The 18,313-nt window shown below is 67.9% G+C and carries 21 protein-coding genes and 1 tRNA gene; 10 read left to right on the top strand and 12 right to left on the bottom strand.

Annotation, left to right across the window (positions count from 1 at the left end; genetic code table 11):
• Positions 1–115: 115 nt before the first annotated feature.
• Together FHY09_RS10265 and FHY09_RS10260 are read left to right on the top strand one after the other, a co-directional pair.
• On the top strand, positions 116–1,420 hold the full coding sequence (locus tag FHY09_RS10265) for a hemolysin family protein (protein WP_456362776.1): 1,305 nt from the start codon (positions 116–118) through the stop codon (positions 1,418–1,420).
• Entirely contained in the window at positions 1,404–2,072 is a 669-nt protein-coding gene (locus FHY09_RS10260) for an exopolysaccharide biosynthesis protein (protein WP_166926776.1), read from the top strand. Before FHY09_RS10265 ends, FHY09_RS10260 begins: the two co-directional genes overlap by 17 nt.
• A gap of 47 nt (positions 2,073–2,119) precedes the next feature.
• Here FHY09_RS10260 and FHY09_RS10255 read toward each other — a convergent pair whose 3' ends face one another.
• The 4 genes from FHY09_RS10255 to FHY09_RS10240 all read right to left on the bottom strand — a co-directional run bounded on the left by FHY09_RS10255 (position 2,120) and on the right by FHY09_RS10240 (position 5,011).
• On the bottom strand, positions 2,120–2,617 hold the full coding sequence (locus FHY09_RS10255) for a pyridoxamine 5'-phosphate oxidase family protein (RefSeq protein ID WP_166926775.1): 498 nt from the start codon (positions 2,615–2,617) through the stop codon (positions 2,120–2,122).
• A gap of 105 nt (positions 2,618–2,722) precedes the next feature.
• On the bottom strand, positions 2,723–3,715 hold the full coding sequence (locus tag FHY09_RS10250) for an LLM class flavin-dependent oxidoreductase (RefSeq protein ID WP_166926774.1): 993 nt from the start codon (positions 3,713–3,715) through the stop codon (positions 2,723–2,725).
• A 139-nt stretch (positions 3,716–3,854) separates the two neighbouring features.
• On the bottom strand, positions 3,855–4,622 hold the full coding sequence (locus FHY09_RS10245; protein ID WP_166926773.1) for a sulfurtransferase: 768 nt from the start codon (positions 4,620–4,622) through the stop codon (positions 3,855–3,857).
• 23 nt (positions 4,623–4,645) lie between these two features.
• The gene (locus FHY09_RS10240) at positions 4,646–5,011 is read right to left on the bottom strand and encodes a DUF6164 family protein (RefSeq protein ID WP_166926772.1); all 366 of its coding nucleotides are present in this window, start codon (positions 5,009–5,011) and stop codon (positions 4,646–4,648) included.
• Positions 5,012–5,113: 102 nt separating this feature from the next.
• On the opposite strand from FHY09_RS10240, the gene FHY09_RS10235 reads away from it, so the two are divergent.
• Entirely contained in the window at positions 5,114–5,545 is a 432-nt protein-coding gene (locus tag FHY09_RS10235; RefSeq protein ID WP_166926771.1) for an FKBP-type peptidyl-prolyl cis-trans isomerase, read from the top strand.
• Entirely contained in the window at positions 5,529–6,779 is a 1,251-nt protein-coding gene (locus FHY09_RS10230) for a TIGR03862 family flavoprotein (protein ID WP_456362775.1), read from the top strand. The genes FHY09_RS10235 and FHY09_RS10230 overlap by 17 nt, the downstream gene beginning before the upstream one ends.
• An 8-nt stretch (positions 6,780–6,787) precedes the next feature.
• Here FHY09_RS10230 and FHY09_RS10225 read toward each other — a convergent pair whose 3' ends face one another.
• The 4 genes from FHY09_RS10225 to FHY09_RS10210 form a co-directional block, all read right to left on the bottom strand.
• Positions 6,788–7,258, bottom strand: a complete 471-nt coding sequence (locus FHY09_RS10225; protein ID WP_166926976.1) for a GNAT family N-acetyltransferase — start codon at positions 7,256–7,258, stop codon at positions 6,788–6,790.
• Between the two features lie 16 nt (positions 7,259–7,274).
• Complete coding sequence (locus FHY09_RS10220) at positions 7,275–8,897, bottom strand: FMN-binding glutamate synthase family protein (protein WP_166926769.1); 1,623 nt, start codon at positions 8,895–8,897, stop codon at positions 7,275–7,277.
• A gap of 65 nt (positions 8,898–8,962) precedes the next feature.
• Positions 8,963–10,264 carry a nucleotide sugar dehydrogenase gene (locus FHY09_RS10215; protein WP_166926768.1) on the bottom strand — a complete coding sequence of 434 codons (1,302 nt, stop codon included), beginning with the start codon at positions 10,262–10,264 and terminating at the stop codon, positions 8,963–8,965.
• Between the two features lie 106 nt (positions 10,265–10,370).
• Positions 10,371–10,805 carry a BLUF domain-containing protein gene (locus FHY09_RS10210; protein ID WP_166926767.1) on the bottom strand — a complete coding sequence of 145 codons (435 nt, stop codon included), beginning with the start codon at positions 10,803–10,805 and terminating at the stop codon, positions 10,371–10,373.
• A gap of 141 nt (positions 10,806–10,946) precedes the next feature.
• Between FHY09_RS10210 and FHY09_RS10205 the strand changes: the two genes are divergently transcribed.
• Positions 10,947–11,033, top strand: a tRNA-Leu gene (locus tag FHY09_RS10205).
• A 20-nt stretch (positions 11,034–11,053) separates the two neighbouring features.
• On the opposite strand, the gene hemN is transcribed toward FHY09_RS10205, so the two are convergent.
• A complete protein-coding gene (gene hemN, locus FHY09_RS10200; RefSeq protein WP_166926766.1) occupies positions 11,054–12,463 on the bottom strand; it encodes an oxygen-independent coproporphyrinogen III oxidase in 1,410 nt (469 codons plus the stop codon).
• Between the two features lie 49 nt (positions 12,464–12,512).
• Positions 12,513–12,959, bottom strand: a complete 447-nt coding sequence (locus FHY09_RS10195) for a group III truncated hemoglobin (RefSeq protein WP_166926765.1) — start codon at positions 12,957–12,959, stop codon at positions 12,513–12,515.
• A 137-nt stretch (positions 12,960–13,096) separates the two neighbouring features.
• Here FHY09_RS10195 and FHY09_RS10190 point away from each other — a divergent pair, with 137 nt between their 5' ends.
• The gene (locus FHY09_RS10190; protein ID WP_166926764.1) at positions 13,097–13,390 is read left to right on the top strand and encodes a hypothetical protein; all 294 of its coding nucleotides are present in this window, start codon (positions 13,097–13,099) and stop codon (positions 13,388–13,390) included.
• On the top strand, positions 13,387–14,439 hold the full coding sequence (locus tag FHY09_RS10185; protein ID WP_166926763.1) for a 4Fe-4S dicluster domain-containing protein: 1,053 nt from the start codon (positions 13,387–13,389) through the stop codon (positions 14,437–14,439). Before FHY09_RS10190 ends, FHY09_RS10185 begins: the two co-directional genes overlap by 4 nt.
• 1 nt (position 14,440) lies before the next feature.
• Here FHY09_RS10185 and FHY09_RS10180 read toward each other — a convergent pair whose 3' ends face one another.
• The gene (locus FHY09_RS10180; RefSeq protein WP_166926762.1) at positions 14,441–14,677 is read right to left on the bottom strand and encodes a hypothetical protein; all 237 of its coding nucleotides are present in this window, start codon (positions 14,675–14,677) and stop codon (positions 14,441–14,443) included.
• A gap of 213 nt (positions 14,678–14,890) precedes the next feature.
• On the opposite strand from FHY09_RS10180, the gene FHY09_RS10175 reads away from it, so the two are divergent.
• Positions 14,891–15,064 (top strand): hypothetical protein, encoded by a 174-nt coding sequence (locus FHY09_RS10175; RefSeq protein ID WP_166926761.1) that lies wholly within the window; start codon positions 14,891–14,893, stop codon positions 15,062–15,064.
• Between the two features lie 139 nt (positions 15,065–15,203).
• On the opposite strand, the gene FHY09_RS10170 is transcribed toward FHY09_RS10175, so the two are convergent.
• A complete protein-coding gene (locus FHY09_RS10170) occupies positions 15,204–15,704 on the bottom strand; it encodes a response regulator transcription factor (RefSeq protein WP_456362774.1) in 501 nt (166 codons plus the stop codon).
• Positions 15,705–15,824: 120 nt separating this feature from the next.
• Here FHY09_RS10170 and FHY09_RS10165 point away from each other — a divergent pair, with 120 nt between their 5' ends.
• Together FHY09_RS10165 and FHY09_RS10160 are read left to right on the top strand one after the other, a co-directional pair.
• Positions 15,825–17,561: a putative bifunctional diguanylate cyclase/phosphodiesterase gene (locus tag FHY09_RS10165; protein WP_456362773.1), complete on the top strand. Its 1,737-nt coding sequence runs from the start codon at positions 15,825–15,827 to the stop codon at positions 17,559–17,561.
• Positions 17,562–17,625: 64 nt separating this feature from the next.
• Positions 17,626–18,288 (top strand): SOS response-associated peptidase, encoded by a 663-nt coding sequence (locus FHY09_RS10160; RefSeq protein WP_166926760.1) that lies wholly within the window; start codon positions 17,626–17,628, stop codon positions 18,286–18,288.
• The last annotated feature ends 25 nt before the right edge of the window (positions 18,289–18,313 follow it).

Raw genomic sequence — 18,313 nt, 5'->3', positions numbered from 1 at the left:
ATGGACGACGACCCTTATCCCCCGCCGCCGCGCCTGACCCCGGTCTCCCGCGCCCGCCGCCATTGCAAGCACCCGCCCTCCCTGCCACCAACCGGGGACGATGCCCGTGTTTGAAATGATCCTGATTGTCTTCGCGCTGGTTCTGCTGAACGGCTTCTTCGCCATGTCCGAGATGTCGGTCATGACCTCCCGCAAGAGCCGACTCAAGCAGATGGCGGCGACGTCCCGCCGTGCGGCCAAGGCGCTCGAGCTTTCCGAGCGGCCGGAGAGTTTCCTGTCCACGGTGCAGATCGGCATCACGGTGATCGGCGTGCTGACCGGCTATCTGGGCGGCGATGCCATCGGCGATGCCATCGCCGCGTGGGTGGGTGCGCTCATGCCCGGCTTCGCGTATGCCAGCCAGCTCGGCACCACCCTGGCCGTCAGCCTGATCACCTTCATCACGCTCATCTTCGGTGAGCTGGTGCCCAAGCGCCTGGCGCTGACCCGCTCGGAAACCATCGCCACGCTGGTGGCCGTGCCGATGGCCTGGCTGGCCCGGCTTGCGCTGCCGTTCGTGTGGCTGCTTTCCAAGACCACGCGACTGGTGCTGAAGCTGCTGGGACTGGGCAACGACGAAGTGGCCACCGTCACCGAAGAAGAGATCCGCATGCTGGTGGCCGAGAGTCACGAAGCGGGCGTCATCGACACCCATGAGCGCGACATGATGAACCGCGTCATGCGCCTGGGCGACCGTACCGCCGACAGCCTGATGACGCCGCGCAACCGCGTGGCGTGGCTGGACACGCAGGCACCGCTGGAGAAAAGCCTGGAAGTGATGAGCACGCATGAGTTCTCGCGTTACCCGGTGTACCGCGGGGACGACCAGGATGTGATCGGCGTGCTCGAACTGAAATCGCTCGCCACGCGCATGGCACGCGGTGACAGCGAACTGTTCCAGACCCTGCGCGAGCCGCTGTACGTGTCCGAATCCACGCACGCGATGAAACTGCTGGAGATCTTCCGCGAAGAACAGCAGTCGATGGCGCTGGTGGTGGATGAATATGGTGAGATCCAGGGGCTGGTGACCATCAGCGACCTGATGGGTGCGGTGGTCGGCCGCCTGCAGGCGGTGGAAAACGCCGACGAAGACGCGCTGGTGGTGACGCGCGAGGATGGCTCGCTGCTGGTCGACGGCTCGCTGCCCATCGAGGACCTGCGCGAGATCATGGGCACGGGCCAATTGCCCGATGCCGAAGACGGCGATTACTACACGCTGGCCGGCATGTGCATCCATTTCTTCGGGCGCATCCCGCACGTGGGCGAGTATTTCGACTGGGCCGGCTGGCGCATCGAAGTGATCGACCTCGACGGTGCGCGCGTGGACAAACTGCTGCTGCGTACGCTGTCCGATGAGCAGGCCGATGAACTCACCGGCTGATCCGGCAGGGCCCGGCCAGGACGTCCCACCGGGACGACCGGTCTACCGCAACGAGGGCATCCGCACGCTGTTGGCGATGTTCGAATTCGGTGATCCCGCGCAGCAGATGACGCTGGGTCGCATCCTGCAGGACCTGCAGCAGAGCGCGTTCGGCGTGTTCCTGTTCGTGGCCATCCTGCCCTCCTTCATCCCCATCCCGGGACTGGGCGGCGCGGTCAGTGGTCCGCTGGTGCTGCTGATCGGGCTGCAGATGCTGTGCGGCATGCGCCGGCCCTGGCTGCCCGGATTCGTGTCCCGGCGCGGCCCGCGGCGCAAGACGATGCATACGTTCCTGGACCGGATCGACGGATCGCTGCGGCGGCTCGACCGCCTGCTCAAACCGCGCCAGCCGCAGTGGCTCGACCCCCTGCCCGCCCATGCATTCACCGGCCTGCTGCTGATCCTGCTGGGGGTGCTGCTGAGCCTGCCGATCCCCTTCACCAACTATCTGTTCGGCTTCCAGCTGCTGCTGTTCGCGCTGGCGCTGCTCGAGCGCGATGGACTGCTGATGCTGATCAACTGGATCGCCGCCGTGGCGGCCATCGCCTTCTTCGGATTCAGTTCCGGACAGCTGGTGAGCTATACGTTGCAACTGCTGGAACGCTGGTTCTGAGAACGGCATGGAAGGCGACGACGCACCGTCGCCGCCTTCCGCAGCTGTCAACGCAGATCGACGAACCCGTTGTCGCCCAGATGGCTCGGCTCATCCTGCACGGCAGAGAGCACGAAGCTCAGTGCCCGGCCCAGCAGCGTACCGGGGCCATCCCAGTATTCGGCCGATTCGGCATGCACGTGGATCAGGCGCAGGTTCGGGTCGTCCTTGCCTTCCGGGAAGAACAGCTTCATCGACGGCGACCACAGCTCGTCGATCTTGGCGCGGTCGTCGACGATCTGCGCGATGCCCGAGACCGACACGTAGGTGTTCTTCGACGGTGAGGAATACCCCACGTTGACGCGCGGATTGAGGGCGATTTCGGCCACCTTGGGGCTGTTGGCCGAGGTGGCGAACCACAGGTCGCCATCGAAGGCCACTTCCTGCGTGCCGAGCGGACGGCTGTACAGACGGCCGTCAACGCCGGTGGTGGTGAACATGGCCACCTCCACGTCCTTGATCAGTTCGGCAAGCTGTTCGATGTGCTGGCTGCGATGTTCGTTCATGAGGTGCTCCTTGGGAGCCCACATCACACGCCAACGCGGCTCTACGCCGCGTGAGCCCGTTGTCCAGCGCGCGTGCGCATCGCACGCGCGCGGTACGTCCCTGCCTCAGGCGTGCCGCGCGTGCCAGGCCTGCATCGCCAGCGCAAAGGAACGCAGGCGTGCCTGGTGATCGTGCAGGTTCGCCGTGAGCAGCAGTTCATCGGGCTTGTGCCGCGCCACGAACGCCGCGATGCCCTCGCCCACCTGCTGCGCATCGCCGAGCACCGTGCAGGCCAGCGCGCGTTCGACACCGGCCTTTTCATGCGGCTGCCAGTACGCCTCGATGTCATCGATCGGGGCCGGGATCTTGCCCGGGTGCCCACGGCGCAGGTTCACGAAACTCTGCTGCTGGCTGGTGAACTGCCGGCGCGATTCGGCCTCGCTGTCACTGGCCACCACGTTCAACGCCAGCATGGCATGCGGCTGGCGCTGGGTCGCCGAGGGCCGGAATTCCCGGCGGTAGACGGCCAATGCCTCATCCATGGCATCGGGCGCGAAGTGCGAGGCGAAGGCGTAGGGAAGGCCCAGCGCAGCAGCCAGGCGCGCTCCGAACAGGCTCGAACCCAGGATCCACACCGGCACCCGCAGGCCGGCCCCCGGTACCGCCTGCACGGCCTGTCCGGGCTGGGCCGGTTCGAAGTAATGGATCAGCTCACGCACGTCCTGGGGGAACTGGTCGGCGCTGTCAAAGTACCGGCGGAGCGCACGGGCGGTGGGCTGGTCGGTGCCAGGCGCGCGTCCGAGGCCGAGGTCGATACGGCCCGGGTAGAGCGATTCCAGCGTACCGAACTGTTCGGCGGCCTGCAGCGGTGCGTGGTTGGGCAGCATGATGCCGCCGGCGCCCACGCGGATGCGCTGGGTGCCCCCGGCCACATGGCCGATCAGTACCGCCGTGGCGGCACTGGCGATGCCCGGCATGTTGTGGTGTTCAGCCAGCCAGAAACGGCGATAACCCAGCGCATCGGCGTGCTGGGCCAGCTCAAGCATGTTGGCGAAGGCAGCGGTCGTGTCACTGCCTTCGCAGACCGGGGCAAGGTCGAGAATCGACAGGGGAATCATCAGCGCGGCGTTTCCGTGAAAGGACTCCCTACTGGTTGGGGTCGCCTGCCCGGGATTGCCAGCGGACGCGGCGGGACACTGATTCCCGCGCGTGCGCCGTTCACACGGGGCCAGCGGCCTGCGGCCTGCGGCGAGCGTGTCAGAACGCGCTGGAGCGGGGTGCCGGCAGCGGCTGGTCCACCAGCGGTTGCAGGTCCGGGTCGAGCGCCACGCGCTCATCGAAGACGAAGCAGCGCCCCTCGTACCCCTCCCCGCCCACCGCCTCGAAGTAGCCGAGAATGCCGCCATCAAGCTGCAGCACGTTCTCCATGCCATCGTTGAGCATCCACAGCGCCGCCTTCTCGCAGCGGATGCCGCCGGTGCAGAAACTCACCACGGTGGCCTCCTCGAGCGCCCGGCGATGCGGCGCGAGGGCCCCGGGCAGATCGGTGAAGCGCTCGATGGGCAACACCAGCGCATCCTTGAATGTCCCATGCGCCACTTCCTGCACGTTGCGTGTGTCCAGCATCACCACCGGCTTTCCGGCGTCATCGTGGCCCTGCCGGAGCCAGCGCTGCACCGTGGCCGGATCCACCGCAGGCGCGCGCGGGAAATCCAGTGGCTGGCCTTCGGCAATGCGGAAACTGATGATCTCCGGCTTCACCTTGGCCTTCAGGCGGGCGAAGGGCTGGTGCGCGCTGTGGCTGGTCTTGACCCGCATGTCCGCAAAACGCGGGTCGGCGTGCAGTGCATCGTAGAAGCCGGTGATGGCCTCAGGGGCACCGGCCAGGAACAGGTTGATGCCCTCCGGTGCCACCAGCACCGTACCGCGCAGGTCCGCCGCCTCCGCGCGTGCCTGCAGCTGCGCGCACAGCGCATCGGGATCGGTGACGGGAACGAAATGGTAAGCAGCGGTATTGGCGATCATGCCGCCATTTTACCGCCCTGCCCTCACCCCCGCAGCAGGAAGAACGGCAGCAGCACCAGCGAGGCCACCCCGGCCATCACCGCAAGCATCAGCAGCACGTAGACCGGACGCCGTCGGAACAGGCCCGGGAAGGTCTCCGCCGTGCCGTCGCGCAGCGCCTGGGCACGCTCGGCACGCAGGCGTTGCCCGCGCTCGGCCTGGTAGCCCTCCAGCAGCGCCCTGGCCTGCTCCAGCTGCGCGCCGTCGCTCAGCCACAGTCCACCGTTGGAAATGCCCCACGGGCTGGGTTCGGTGCGATACCAGGCGATGCGGTGCTGGTCCAGCAGCGTGCAGACGTCGTGGTATTCGTCATCGCCGACGTGGCGCAGGTTGAGCAGCAGTTTCGACATGCCCGGCATGATAGCCCGGCAGCGGCGCGCAGGCAGGCGCGCGCCATCCCGCCGTGCAGGCGATGCGCTACCCTTGCCTCCTTTTCGCTCGAGGAACCGCCGATGCGCCGCCTGCTTGCCCTCCTGCTGCTCTCGCTCGCCGTCGCCGCGTGCACGCCCGAGGGGCCGCCGCCCGGCGGCACCCTGACCACGTTCCAGACCATCGATACGCAGCCGGGCACGGGCGCAGTGGCCACGGCCGGCCAGAAGGTCACGGTGCATTACACCGGCTGGATCTACGACGAGCGCAGCGCCGACCGCCACGGCAAAACGTTCGACAGTTCGGTCACCCGCGGTGAACCCTTTGTGTTCGAGCTGGGCGCTGGCCAGGTGATCCGTGGCTGGGACGAGGGCGTTGCCGGCATGAAAGTGGGCGGCAAGCGCACGCTGATGATTCCCCCCGCGCAGGGCTACGGCGATCGCCGCGTCGGCCCGATCCCCGCCGGTTCATCGCTGGTGTTCGATGTCGAGCTGCTCGATGTCCAACCCCGCTGACACCGTGCCGCAGCGTCGCGTGGCCGTGGTCGGCGGTGGGCCTGCGGGCCTGTTCGCCGCCGAACGCCTGCGCGCGGCCGGGCTGGAGGTGGATCTCTACGAACGCAAAGGCTCGCCGGGACGCAAGTTCCTGATCGCGGGCAAGGGCGGATTGAACCTGACCCACTCCGACCCACCTGCCGTGTTCACCGCCCGCTACCGCGAGCAGGCGGCAGCCGTCGCTTCCTGGTTGCAGACCTTCGATGCGCAGGCGCTGCGGGACTGGGCCGCCGGCCTGGGCGTGGACACCTATGTGGGGTCCTCCGGGCGCGTGTTCCCGGTCGACCGCAAGGCTGCACCCCTGCTGCGGGGCTGGGTACGCCGGCTCAAGGAACAGGGCGTGCGGCTGCACGTGAATCACCGCTGGCTCGGCTGGACCGCCACGGGGGCGCTGCGCATGGCAACGCCCGAAGGCGAGCGCACCGTCGAGGCGGAGGCCACCGTGCTGGCGCTGGGTGGCGGCAGCTGGCCGCAGCTCGGCTCGGACGGTGCGTGGGTCCCCGTGCTCGCCGGCCACGGCATTGACGTGGCGCCGCTGCAGCCGGCCAACTGTGGCTTCGATGTGGCCTGGACGCCGTGGTTCGCCCAGCGCCACGCAGGTGCCCCGCTCAAACCGGTGGTGGCGCACTGGACCGACCTGCATGGACAGCCCCGCCAGCAGCAGGGCGAATGCGTGGTCAGCGGGTATGGCATCGAAGGCAGCCTGGTCTACGCGCTGTCGGCAGACCTGCGCGAGCGCCTGACCCGCGAGGGCGCTGTCACGCTGTTCCTCGACCTGGCGCCGGGGCGCGAGGCGGCCCGCCTGCTGGCCGACCTGTCCCGGCCCCGCAAGGGCCGCAGTTTCGGTGAGCACCTGCGACGCCAGGCCGGCCTGGACGCGGTGAAGACCGCACTGGTGTTCGAAATGCTCGGCAAGGAGGCCGGCCAGGACCTCGCGCGCGTGGTGGACACGGTGAAACGGTTGCCGGTGCCGCTCATCGCGGCCCGTCCGCTGGCCGAAGCCATCAGTACGGCGGGCGGCGTCCGCCTGCAGGACATGGACGACGCCCTGATGCTGCAGGCACGTCCGGGCGTGTTCTGCGCCGGCGAGATGCTGGACTGGGAAGCACCGACAGGCGGCTACCTGCTTACTGCCTGCTTTGCCAGCGGTGCACGTGCCGCACGCGGTGTCATCGACTGGCTCGGTGCACGCTGAGCCGGGCTTCAGTGCCCGCTCACCGGCCGTCGCATCGTGATGGCGTCCAGCTCGACGCCGGAAGGATGGGCGTAGCGCTGCGGTCCAACCACCTCGAAACCCGCATGGCGATAGAACGCCACGGCATTGAGCGAGGCTGAGAGCTCCACCGCGCGCGTCGGATCGGCCTGTGCCAGCAGGCGCTGCAGCAGCGCCTGGCCGATGCCCTGGCCGCTCTGGACGGGATCGACGAACAGCGCATCGACCGCGTTGCCCGCCGGGTCGAACACCCCGTAGCCGAGCAGGCGTCCTTCGGGTGTTTCCGCCACCACGCCACCGCCTGCCCCCAGCAGCGCAGCGTACTGCGCCGGTGGGGGCGAGGCGGCCCACGGCGTGATGATCTCCGGCGGGTAATGGCTGCTGCATGTCTGGCGCACGCACCGCGTGCGCAGCTCCCACAGGGCGGCGATGTCCTCGACAACGGCTTGCCGGAACCGGATCAGGGGCATGGCGCGCTCAGCGGCTCTTGCTGTCACGCAGCGCGCGGATGCGCTGCGGCGGCTGGAAGGAATCACTGCGCGCATCCGCCCAGAAATCCTGGAACACGGCGTGGTCGGGGATCCTGCGCAGAAGCTCGCCCGGTTCGAGGTACCGGTACAGCGAGGCCAGCGAGCGGATTTCCACCGCCGAGACGCGGCGCAGGATGTGCTCCGGGCCCAGCTCGGACGGATCATTCAGGCCGGCCGCGCACAGCAGTTCCTTCAGCGCATGCAGGGTGTGCTCGTGGTAGTTGTGCACGCGGCTGGCCTTGTCCGCCGGATCCAGGTGGCGCCAGCGCGCAGGATCCTGCGTGGCGATGCCGGTCGGGCACGTATCGCTGTGGCAGCTCAATGACTGGATGCAACCGAGCGCGAACATGAAGCCGCGGCCCGCATTGCACCAGTCCGCGCCCAGCGCGATGGTGCGGGCGATGTCGAAGGCGCTGGTGATCTTGCCCGCCGCGCCCAGCCGGATGCGGTCGCGCAGGTCCAGCCCGACCAGGGTGTTGTGCACCAGCAGCAGCGCTTCCTGCATCGGCACGCCGACATGATCGACGAACTCCGAAGGCGCCGCGCCCGTGCCGCCCTCGGCACCGTCCACGACGATGAAATCAGGCAGCAGCCCGGTTTCATGCATCGCCTTGGCGATCCCGAACCACTCCCACGGATGGCCGATGGCCAGCTTGAATCCCACGGGTTTGCCACCGGACAGCGCACGCAGCCGGGCGACGAACGCCAGCAGCTCGACCGGCGTGGAAAACGCGCTGTGACGTGAGGGAGAAATGCAGTCCACGCCCATCGGTACGCCGCGCGTGGCCGCGATCTCCCGACTCACCTTGGCCGCCGGCAGCACGCCGCCGTGCCCCGGCTTGGCGCCCTGGGAGAGCTTGATCTCGATCATCTTGACCTGCGCTTCAGTGGCGCTTGCGACGAAGCGCTCCTCGCTGAAGGTGCCATCCTCGTTGCGGCAACCGAAGTAGCCCGAGCCGATCTCCCACACCAGATCGCCGCCCATCTCGCGGTGGTAAGGGGAGATCGAGCCTTCGCCGGTATCGTGGTGGAAGCCGCCGCGGCGCGCACCTTCGTTGAGCGCGCGCACGGCATTGGCCGAAAGCGAGCCGAAGCTCATCGCGGAGATGTTGAACACGCTCGCCGAGTACGGCTTGGCGCAGTCCGGCCCGATCAGCACGCGGAAATCGTGGTGCGCGATCTCGGTGGGCGCCATCGAGTGGTTGATCCACTCGTAGTCCACCGCGTACGCGCTGCGCAGCGTGCCGAACGGCACCGTGTCCATTTCGTTCTTGGCGCGGCGGTACACCAGCGCACGCTGCTGGCGTGAGAAGGGAACGTCGTCCAGATCGCTCTGCACGAAATACTGGCGGATCTCCGGCCCGATGGATTCCAATCCATAGCGGAAATGCGCGAGCACCGGATAGTTGCGCCGCAGCGTGCTGCGCTTCTGCAGCAGGTCCCACGTGCCAAGCGCGGCCAGCGCGGCGGTGATGCCCACGCCCCAGTACCAGGCGGTCCACAGGGTGGCCAGCCACAGGCAGACGGGAAACAGGACGATGGCGAGCACGTAGGCCAGGTAGCGGTGCATGGCGTTCCTCGTTGCTGGTCAGCGGCCAGTCTACCCGCGCGCGCATCAACGACCTGCTGACGCAGCTACAGACGGCCGTCCACCACCTCGCGGGGCCAGACCGACTTCACGTCATAGACCACGCCATCAGACACGAGCAGGGCCCGGATCGCCTGCGCATCCATGCCGCGGAAGCGCGCGTGCGCCACTGCCAGCACCACCGCCTCATAGCCGCCCGGCCGGGGTTCGGCCACCCACTGCACCCCACTGGACGCGAGCGCCGCCGGCCCGACCCACGGGTCATGTACGTCTACCTGCGCGCCGGCGGCCTGCAGCTGCTGCGCCAGCTCCAGGGCACGGCTGTTGCGCAGGTCCGGGCAGTCCTCCTTGAAGGTCACGCCCAGCACCAGTACCCGCGCCCCATCGATGCCCGTGCCACGCGCCTGCAGCAGCGCCTGCACGCGCTCGGCCACGTGCGCCCCGACGCGGTTGTTGACCTGCCGCGCGGTGTGGATGAGATCCGGATGGAAGCCCACGCTCTCCGACTTGTGCAGCAGGTAGTACGGGTCCACGCCGATGCAGTGCCCGCCCACGAGGCCGGGGCGGAAGGGCAGGAAATTCCATTTGCTGCCGGCCGCATCGAGCACGTCCTGGGTGTCGATGTCGAGGCGGTCGAAGATCAAGGCCAGCTCGTTGACCAGGGCGATGTTGACGTCGCGCTGGATGTTCTCCACGACCTTGGCCGCTTCAGCCACGCGCATGGAGGGGGCCGGGAACGTGCCGGCGGCGATGATGCGCTGGTAGAGCGCGTCCACCACCCGGGCGGCCTCGGGCGTGGACCCGGAGGTGATCTTGCGGATGTCCGCCAGGCGCCGGTTGCGATCGCCCGGACTCACCCGCTCGGGGCTGTAGCCACAGTGGAAGTCGACGTTGAAACGCAGTCCGGAGCCGGCCTCCAGCAACGGCACGCACACCTCTTCGGTCGTGCCTGGATAGACCGTCGACTCATAGACCACCAGATCCCCCGGACGCAGCACGCTCGCCACCCGCCGGCTCGCCGACCGCAGCGGCTCCAGGTCCGGCTGCTCGTAGCTGTCGATCGGGGTGGGCACGGTGACGATGTACACGTTGCAGTCGACCAGGTCCGCCGGATCGGCACTGAAACGCAGGTGGCGTGCCGAGGCCAGCTCCTGCGCGTCGGTTTCCAGCGTATGGTCATGGCCCTGCTCGAGCTCGGCCACGCGCTCGCCATCGATATCGAAGCCGACCGTGGCCAGCTGGCGCCCGAAGGCCACCGCCAGGGGCAGCCCGACGTAGCCGAGCCCGATGATCGCCGGGCGTGGTGAGGCCGCCGCTGCGAGTGCGGTCACGCTGTCTGCGCCGTTCATGCCGCGCACCTGCGCGGGCCGTGGGGCCGTGGTCTGCTCATTGCTGCTCCGGCCATTGCCGATGGCCGACAAGGTTAACGCCGCCACCGCGACAAGGCCATGTGACTCATGACCCGAGCATCACCGCCGGGGGTTCCAGCTCCCCCTGTCCACTCATCCATACCCCGCGAAGCAGCGCAAACCCCACCGAACCTGCCTGGAAGCCTTCCCAGCGCGCGCGGGCGATCCGCTCGCTGGTGGCCGGCGCGATGCGCTGTGCCGCCAGTGCCCAACACGGGAAATGGCGGGTCCGGATGCAGTTATGCGCCAGCACGTCCAGCCGCACGTGGCTGCGCGCGTTGACGATGCGCGCCTGCACGGCGTCCACCCCATCGGCCGGCCCCTCGATGCACTGCACGAAGCGCAGGCCATCGAAGGTCAGCACGCCGGTCACCCCGGCCATGCGATTGAAGGCTGCGCCTTCGGCCAGGATGCGGTCGATGTCCTGCGCCTGCAGATCCTCTACGGCCAGGCTTGTGTAGGCGAACGCGTGTAGCGGCATGGCAGTGGCTCCTCCGTTGATCAGCGGCGCCCTCCCCGGGCACCGCCACGCAGCTGGATGCATCATCGCGCCTTTCAACCGCCCGTTTCCAGCCGCGCGTGCTTTGCAAATGCGGCCTGCTCGGGCACCCTATGCCCGCAGGCCCGGATGGCGAAACAGGTAGACGCAGCAGACTTAAAATCTGCCGACCGCAAGGTCGTGCCGGTTCGATCCCGGCTCCGGGCACCATTCCGTACGCGCGCTGCGCGTCAGATCGCACGCGAATACCGCACCGGCTGCGCAGGCTGGTGCAGGTAGCGGTCAAAGCACATCGCCAGCAGCCGCAGCAGCGGCCGGCCCGTCGGGGTCACCCGCACCACGCCCTGCTCCACGTCCGCCAGGCCATCACGCTGCAGTGCTCCGAGCCGCTGCAACGCATCGGCGAAATAGACCTGCGGATCCTCGCCGACACGCTGGCACAGTGCCTGCAGGTCCACCTCGCCGTGGCACATCAGCTGCTGGATCAGCTCGGCGCGCAGCACGTCGTCTTCGTCCAGCTGCAGTCCCCGCCAGACCGGCAGGTGCCCGCCATCGACCGCCGCCTCCCAGCCGGCCAGGTCGCGCGGATTCTGGCTGTAGGTCGTGCCCACGGTGCTGATCGCACTGACCCCGAGCCCCACCAGGTCGGTGTCGGCGTGGGTGGTGTAGCCCATGAAGTTGCGATGCAGCTGGCCTGCGCGCTGCGCACGGGACAGGTCTTCCTCCGGCAGTGCGAAATGGTCCATCCCGATGTACTGGTAACCCGCCTGCGACAGCATCTCCACGGCCAGGCCGAGCAGCGCGAGTTTCTGTTCCGGCGGCGGCAGCCGGCGCTCGTCGATCTGCTTCTGCGCGCGGAACAGATGCGGCAGGTGTGCATAGCCGTAGACCGCAAGGCGGTCCGGTCGCAATGCCAGCACCTGGTGCAGGGTGCGGCCGAACCCCTCCTGCGACTGCCCCGGCAGCCCGTAGATCAGGTCCACGTTGACCGAGCGCATGCCGTGGTCGCGGCACGCCTGCAGGATGTCCAGCGTCTGCGCCACCCCCTGGATGCGGTTGATCGACGCCTGTACCTGCGGATCGAAATCCTGCACGCCCAGGCTCGCGCGGTTGAAACCCAGTGCCGCCAGTCCGGCCACATCGTCGCGGCTGACAAACCGCGGATCCAGCTCGATGGAGAAATCCCGGGCCGCGGAGGCGCTGAAGGTGAAGCGCTGGCGCAACCCCTCGACCAGCGCGGTCATGGCCTCGAGGGTGAGGAAATTGGGCGTGCCACCGCCCAGATGCAGCTGGATCACCTGCCGCCGCCCGTCCACGTGCGAAGCGAGCAGGTCCGCTTCGGCCAGCACGCGCGCCACATAGCTCGCGCCGCGGCTGTGATCGCGCGTGATCACGCGGTTGCAGCCGCAGTAGAAACAGGGGCTGCTGCAGAACGGCACATGGACATACAGCGACAGCGCGCGGCCGCTGCGGTTGCTCGCCGCCAGCGCCTGGATCAGATCCCCCTGGCCAAAGCCTTCGTGGAAGTGGGGCGCGGTGGGATACGAGGTGTACCGGGGGCCGGGCGTGTCGTGGCGACGCAGGGTTTCGGCATCGAAGCACCAGGCCAGGCCGCCCTGCAGGGGAGAGAAGGTGTCCATGCGGCCAGCGTGGCGGTTGCCTGCGGGATCCGCCTTGACCGAGATCAAATCAGCCGGCGGACCCGATGACCGGCAACGCGACGGTGGGCCAGCGCAGCATCTGGTAGCGCTTCCAGAAGGTCCCGGCGATGCGCACGGCGATATCGTCGGCCAACCGCTGCATCTCCGTGTTACCGCACTCGGCGGTGGTCAGCAGGAACAGCGCCAGCCAGCGATCGAACAGATCGCGGTCCATCGCATCGATGGCCATGTGCTTGGACATCGGCGAGCCCTGGAAACGCCGCGTGCCGCGCAGCAGCGCGGACCAGAAATCGACCAGCTGGGCCAGGTGCCCGGGCCAGTCCGCCACATGTTCGGTGAAAACCGGACCGAGCCGTGAATCCTCGCGCACGCGGGCGTAGAAATCGTGTACCAGGCGCATCACCTCGTCCTCGCTGCACAGCGACGGTGAGGCCTGCGGCAGCGGCGTTGCAGGGGGGACAGGCAGGGATGACATGGCGTGATTATCCGCGGTCGCGTTGCAACCGTCGCTTGATCCAGATCAATGTCCGGGCCAGCCGCGCTGCCTAGATTGAACCTCCGCCACCGCGCGCGAGTGCGGCGGTGCCTCCGTCCCCCCTGCCCGGACCGGCCATGCTCCCGCCTCCCGCCGATGCCCTCGACAAACGCCTGCGACAACTCGAGCCATGGGGCGTGATCCTGTGGCCGAGCTTCCTCATCGCCGGCCTGGCCAGCGTGATCTTTTTCGCCTTCGTGGACCCGCTGCGCCTGCGCGATATCAGCTTCGCCGACATCGCACTGAGCCGCGGACTGGGCTACACGCTCGGCTTCTTCCTGTTCTGGGCGATCACCGCCGTCTCCAGCGCGGTGACCTGGTACCTGTTGCGCCCGCTGGCGCCCAGCGATGATGAGGAGCCACTTGGATGAGCCCCCACCCGGTATCTGCGGCCTCCGCGCGCCCCACCCTGCGCACCGTCACCACGCTGGGGCTGCTGCTTGGCTTCCACCTGCTGCCCTGGCTGCGCTGGGACGGCCGGCAGGCCCTGCTGCTGGACCTGTCGGCACGCCGTTTCGACCTGTTCGGCCTGACGCTGTGGCCGCAGGATGTCGGCCTCCTGCTCGGGCTGCTGGCCACCCTCGGCGCGGGCCTGGCGCTGTTCACCCACCTGTGTGGACGGCTGTGGTGTGGGCACGGCTGCCCGCAGACCCTGTGGAGCACGGCGTTCGGCTGGATCGAGCGGGCCACCCGCCGGCACCTGCCATGGCCGCCACTGGAGCGTGCCGTGCGCTGGCTGCTCTGGGGTGCGCTATCGGTGTGGACGGCGATCACCTTCGTGGGCCTGTTCGTGCCGGTCAGCGATCTGGTCGCGCGCGCCACCACCCTGCACTGGACGGCCTGGGAAGGCTTCTGGGTGCTGTTCTACAGCGTTGCCACATGGGGCAACGCGGGGTTCCTGCGCCGCCAGGTCTGCCGCGTCCTTTGCCCGTTCGCGCGCGTGCAACCCTGGCTGACCGACGGCCACACCCCCCGGGTGCTCTACGTGGCGCCGCGCGGTGAACCCCGCGGTCCGCGCGCTTCTGGACAGGGCAGCGTAGCCACCCGGGGCCGCGGGCTGCTCGACGCCACCACCGCACAGGATTACGTGTTCCGCGCCGCCCATCCTGCGCTCGCCGGCCCGCTGCCACGCTTCAGCGCCGACCGCCTGGGCGACTGCACGGACTGTGCGGCCTGTGTCCGTGCCTGTCCCCTGCAGCTGGACGTGCGCTGCGGGCCCCATGCGGACTGCGTGGCCTGCGGCGACTGCATCGTGGCCTGCGACCGGGCCCAGCACGCGGCCGGCTTCGAGCCCGGGCTGCTGCGCTACGGCTCGCCGCAACGCGCGATGGGGGCGCGCGGACGCCTGCTCCGTCCGCGCACGCTGGTGCTGCTCGGCCTGTTCGGCGGGCTGCTGCTGGGGGGATGGTGGATGCTCTGACTCAGCGGTCCGTGGCGGTGTCCGCTGGCACCAGCTGCGCCTGGCGCACGATACCGAGTGACTGGATCATCATCGCCATGTCATTGGCCACCTGCGCCCGTTCCTGTCCCTCGGGGACGAGCCGTGCCAGCACGCGCTGGTACGTGTTCCAGAATTCCGCACCACATCCATGCTTGTGATAACTGTCCTCCAGTTCATCCCGAACCTGATCAGCCAAGCCATACGCGCCGTATTCCATACGACCTCCCTCAGACTTGTTATGAACCGTCGTGGTGCCGATGCCCCTTCATCGGGTGGGATTGCTCCTACACGAGGGTGATTACGCACCTTTGTGAATGACACGTCAATGACACCGCGGCGTTTTTTTCACACCGGCCCCCGCAGCACCGCCATTACGGTGTCCTCATCCCCTGTTCCATAGGCTGGAAACGACACGACACGGAGACCGACCATGGCCCTCACCGCCGACCAGCGCCGCATTCTCGATGACATCAACGCCACACGACCGGTCACCGAGCAGGAGGCCGCGTGGGCCGTTGAAGCGGGCTATGCCGCGCAGGCCGAGGACGGCGACATCGACCTGACCCAGCAGGGACGGCAGCTGGTGGATAGCACCACCCTGTAAGCCGCCCTACGGCCCTGCGCAGCGGGCCTTTCCTGCGGCAAGCGCCCGTTTCTCCCATGCGTCACCGCACCGGGCCGGGCGCGAGGCGCCGGGCCCGGGAAACGGCCGGCGCCACGACGAGATCTCGACACCGAAACCTTCAGTGGGCTGCGATCGCGTCTCCGACCTGGGCCACCACATCGGCAATTTCGTAGGGCTTGCTCACGAAGGGTGCCTTCTGGTGCAGCCGCGGCACGACCTGCTGGTACACCGCCGAAACGAATACGTACGGGACGTGGCGGTCCTTGAGCAGGTCGGCCACCGGGAACACGACACCATCGCCCAATTCCACATCGAGGACGGCGGCATCGAACGCCCCCTCCTCAAGACTGGAGAAGGCATCGGAGACCGAATAAGCACGGTCCACCGTATAACCTGCGTCGGCAAGAACCTCGGCGAGCAGGGTGGACAATTCCATGTCGTCCTCGACCAGCAGGACGCGGGGAACAGGGGCGGATGAGGCCATTGCTTGGCTGATCATGTCGATCCAGTTATGGAAATAAGGCTCACTGTGCCGCGCCGCGAGTGAAAATCCGGCATGTTTTGATGAAGGCGGGCCACGAAGCGGATGTCCAGGCGGGACAATGAACGCTTCATTCATCTGGCGGCCATGGATGTACCGGTGGTGAAAAACCACATTCCGTGCATGGACTCCCCCTTAACATTGGGCAAAAGGACTGCCAGACCGCCAATGCCCCAGACCCTCCAGGTCGCCGAAAGAATGACCACCGTCAGCAGCCTGCAGGCGCTCGATGCGCACGCCGGTGCCTCGCTGGACCGGATCACGCGGCTGGTCGCTTTCTCGATGCGCACGCCGGTAGCGTTCGTCTCCATCGTCGGCGTCGAGAACCAGCGATTCGTCTCACGCGTCGGGCTCGAGATGGGGAGCACGGACATCCGCTATTCGATCTGCTCCTACGCGATGGAGAGCCGCGATGTCTTCGTGGTGCCCGATCTTGCCGCCGACGCGCGCTTCAGCCAGCATCCGCTGCTCACCGGCACCACCCGCCTGCGCTCCTATGCAGGCGCCCCGCTGATCGCCAAGAACGGGGTACCCATCGGCGCGGTATGCGTGATGGACAAGGTGCCGCGCGAGTTCGATGCCAATGAGCGCGAGCAACTGCGCACGCTGGCCGAAATGGTGATGAACCAGCTTGAGCTGCGCACCATGGCCGGGCGCCAGGATCCGGTGTCCGGCCTGCCCAACCGCCACCAGTTCCACATCGATTACGAAGGCCACGTGGGCCGGATGAGCGGCCAGGCGCGCCTGTATGCGGTGATGCTCGACGTGCTGGACGTGCCCCGCTTCACCGAGGCCGGCCAGGCGCTGGGCATGCCACCGCTGGAGGCGATGATCCACCGTTGCAGCGTGCGCGTGCGCATGGCGCTGGAAGGCATCGCCGAGCTGTACCAGGTGGGCGTGAGCCGCTTCGCGTTCATGGCCGAGTTCGCCTCCGACGAGGACGTCAGCCGGCTGATGGCCGAGCTCAAGCGCCGTGTCGTACGCCCGATCATGGCCGCTGCCATCCCGATGTCGCCGCAGTTCCATGCCGGGGTGTGCATCGTGGACCCGGCTGAGGATGCCGGCGACGATATCATCCGCAAGCTGCTGGTGGGCCTGCAGGCCTCGATCAGCGCGCGCTCGGATTTCTGCTGGTATTCCGAGCGCCGTGACGAGCGCCTGCGGCGCGGTTATCGCCTCGCCGCCGACGCCGAACGTGCCCTGTTCCGCCAGGAGTTCAGCCTGCAGTTCCAGCCGCGCTTCGATGCGCGCACGCGCCGGGCGGTTGGCGCCGAAGCGCTGATCCGCTGGACCCACCCGCGCCTGGGCCCGGTAGGCCCCGGCGAATTCATCCCGATTTTCGAACGCACCGCGGTAATGCCCCTGGTCACCTCCTGGGTACTGGACCAGGCGCTGGACCAGCTGGCGCTGTGGCGCGGGCAGGCGCTGGACCTGCAGCTGTCGATCAACCTCAGCCCGTCCGACCTGGACCGGCCCGATGCGGCGCTGGAGATCCTGCAGCGCCTGGCCGACCGCGGATTGCCGACGGCCCTGCTGGAAGTGGAAGTCACCGAAGGCGAATGGGTGCGCGAAAATTCGCCCGGCACCGAGCAGCTGCGGCAACTGGCAGCGGCCGGCGTGCGCGTGGCCATTGATGACTTCGGCAGCGGGTACAGCAACTTCGGCTACCTCTCCAAGCTGCCTATTTCCATCATCAAGATCGACAAGTCCCTGATCGACGGCGTTGCCACGCATCCGCACGCGGTGCTCAAGATCAAGGCCATCGTGCAGCTGGCGGCGGGATTGGGTTATCGCACCGTCGCCGAAGGCGTGGAAACCGAAGCGCAGGCCGATGTGCTGACCGGACTGGGCTGCGATGAGCTGCAGGGTTACTTCCTGGCCCGTCCGATGGGCGGCGATGACATCGAGCGCTCGGTGCGGGACGCGGCCGGTTGAATGGTGCGTGGGTGGCGCTGCGGAAATGGCAGGCCTAAAAAATCCTGCGACATGCGCTGTTGCCATGCGCGGCCGCTTCTTCCATCTTCCCGTTGCCGGCTCCGACCCGCCCGACCTGGCTGAACTCGCCCCGGGCTTGGCCGAAATCCAGCCAAGCTTCAATTTAGCCCCCACCCAGCGCGCGGCGGTCATCTTGAACCGCGGCGAAGGCCGGCAGGTCACGCGGCTGGCCTGGGGCCTGCTGCCGTTCTGGGCCAAGGCCAAGGGGCTGCAGGGGTCCACCATCAACGCCCGCATCGAGACGGTGACCACAAAGCCGGCATTCCGCGCCGCGTTCAAGCGGCGCCGCTGCGTGGTGCCGATGGCCGGGTACTACGAGTGGTCGGTGAGCCCGGAAGACGGCAAGAAGGATCCGTGGTTCATCCACGCGGCGGAGCCGCTGCTGGCCGCCGGCCTGTGGGAGGACGCCAGCGCCCTTCTGCCTGACGGAAACCTGGGCACCTTCACCGTGATCACCGGCGACAGCAGCGGCGTGTCGGCCGACATCCACGACCGCATGCCCGTGTGGATCCCGGCCAGCCTCTTGGATGACTGGCTCGCGGCCGATCCGGACGAGGCCATGGCCATGTTGCTGGCGTCGCAGCCGCCGGCGATGGAGGCCTACCGCGTCAGCCGGGCGGTGAACGCGCCGCGCAACAACGCCTCAGAGTTGGTCCTGCCTCTCTAATCTCTGCGGAAGGTATGCTGTCGCT

The sequence above is a fragment of the Xanthomonas sp. 60 genome (assembly GCF_011761925.1).
This window is presented reverse-complemented; position numbering and strand designations above follow the sequence as displayed.

What these genes read in the sequence shown, in the direction of transcription:
- FHY09_RS10265 (WP_456362776.1), top strand. Translation starts at nt 116, where the DNA reads ATGATCCTGATTGTCTTCGCGCTGGTTCTGCTGAACGGCTTCTTCGCC.
- FHY09_RS10260 (WP_166926776.1), top strand. Translation starts at nt 1,404, where the DNA reads ATGAACTCACCGGCTGATCCGGCAGGGCCCGGCCAGGACGTCCCACCG.
- FHY09_RS10255 (WP_166926775.1), bottom strand. Translation starts at nt 2,617, where the DNA reads ATGAACGAACATCGCAGCCAGCACATCGAACAGCTTGCCGAACTGATC.
- FHY09_RS10250 (WP_166926774.1), bottom strand. Translation starts at nt 3,715, where the DNA reads ATGATTCCCCTGTCGATTCTCGACCTTGCCCCGGTCTGCGAAGGCAGT.
- FHY09_RS10245 (WP_166926773.1), bottom strand. Translation starts at nt 4,622, where the DNA reads ATGATCGCCAATACCGCTGCTTACCATTTCGTTCCCGTCACCGATCCC.
- FHY09_RS10240 (WP_166926772.1), bottom strand. Translation starts at nt 5,011, where the DNA reads ATGTCGAAACTGCTGCTCAACCTGCGCCACGTCGGCGATGACGAATAC.
- FHY09_RS10235 (WP_166926771.1), top strand. Translation starts at nt 5,114, where the DNA reads ATGCGCCGCCTGCTTGCCCTCCTGCTGCTCTCGCTCGCCGTCGCCGCG.
- FHY09_RS10230 (WP_456362775.1), top strand. Translation starts at nt 5,529, where the DNA reads ATGTCCAACCCCGCTGACACCGTGCCGCAGCGTCGCGTGGCCGTGGTC.
- FHY09_RS10220 (WP_166926769.1), bottom strand. Translation starts at nt 8,897, where the DNA reads ATGCACCGCTACCTGGCCTACGTGCTCGCCATCGTCCTGTTTCCCGTC.
- FHY09_RS10215 (WP_166926768.1), bottom strand. Translation starts at nt 10,264, where the DNA reads ATGAACGGCGCAGACAGCGTGACCGCACTCGCAGCGGCGGCCTCACCA.
- FHY09_RS10210 (WP_166926767.1), bottom strand. Translation starts at nt 10,805, where the DNA reads ATGCCGCTACACGCGTTCGCCTACACAAGCCTGGCCGTAGAGGATCTG.
- hemN (WP_166926766.1), bottom strand. Translation starts at nt 12,463, where the DNA reads ATGGACACCTTCTCTCCCCTGCAGGGCGGCCTGGCCTGGTGCTTCGAT.
- FHY09_RS10195 (WP_166926765.1), bottom strand. Translation starts at nt 12,959, where the DNA reads ATGTCATCCCTGCCTGTCCCCCCTGCAACGCCGCTGCCGCAGGCCTCA.
- FHY09_RS10190 (WP_166926764.1), top strand. Translation starts at nt 13,097, where the DNA reads ATGCTCCCGCCTCCCGCCGATGCCCTCGACAAACGCCTGCGACAACTC.
- FHY09_RS10185 (WP_166926763.1), top strand. Translation starts at nt 13,387, where the DNA reads ATGAGCCCCCACCCGGTATCTGCGGCCTCCGCGCGCCCCACCCTGCGC.
- FHY09_RS10180 (WP_166926762.1), bottom strand. Translation starts at nt 14,677, where the DNA reads ATGGAATACGGCGCGTATGGCTTGGCTGATCAGGTTCGGGATGAACTG.
- FHY09_RS10175 (WP_166926761.1), top strand. Translation starts at nt 14,891, where the DNA reads ATGGCCCTCACCGCCGACCAGCGCCGCATTCTCGATGACATCAACGCC.
- FHY09_RS10170 (WP_456362774.1), bottom strand. Translation starts at nt 15,704, where the DNA reads ATGAATGAAGCGTTCATTGTCCCGCCTGGACATCCGCTTCGTGGCCCG.
- FHY09_RS10165 (WP_456362773.1), top strand. Translation starts at nt 15,825, where the DNA reads ATGACCACCGTCAGCAGCCTGCAGGCGCTCGATGCGCACGCCGGTGCC.
- FHY09_RS10160 (WP_166926760.1), top strand. Translation starts at nt 17,626, where the DNA reads ATGCGCGGCCGCTTCTTCCATCTTCCCGTTGCCGGCTCCGACCCGCCC.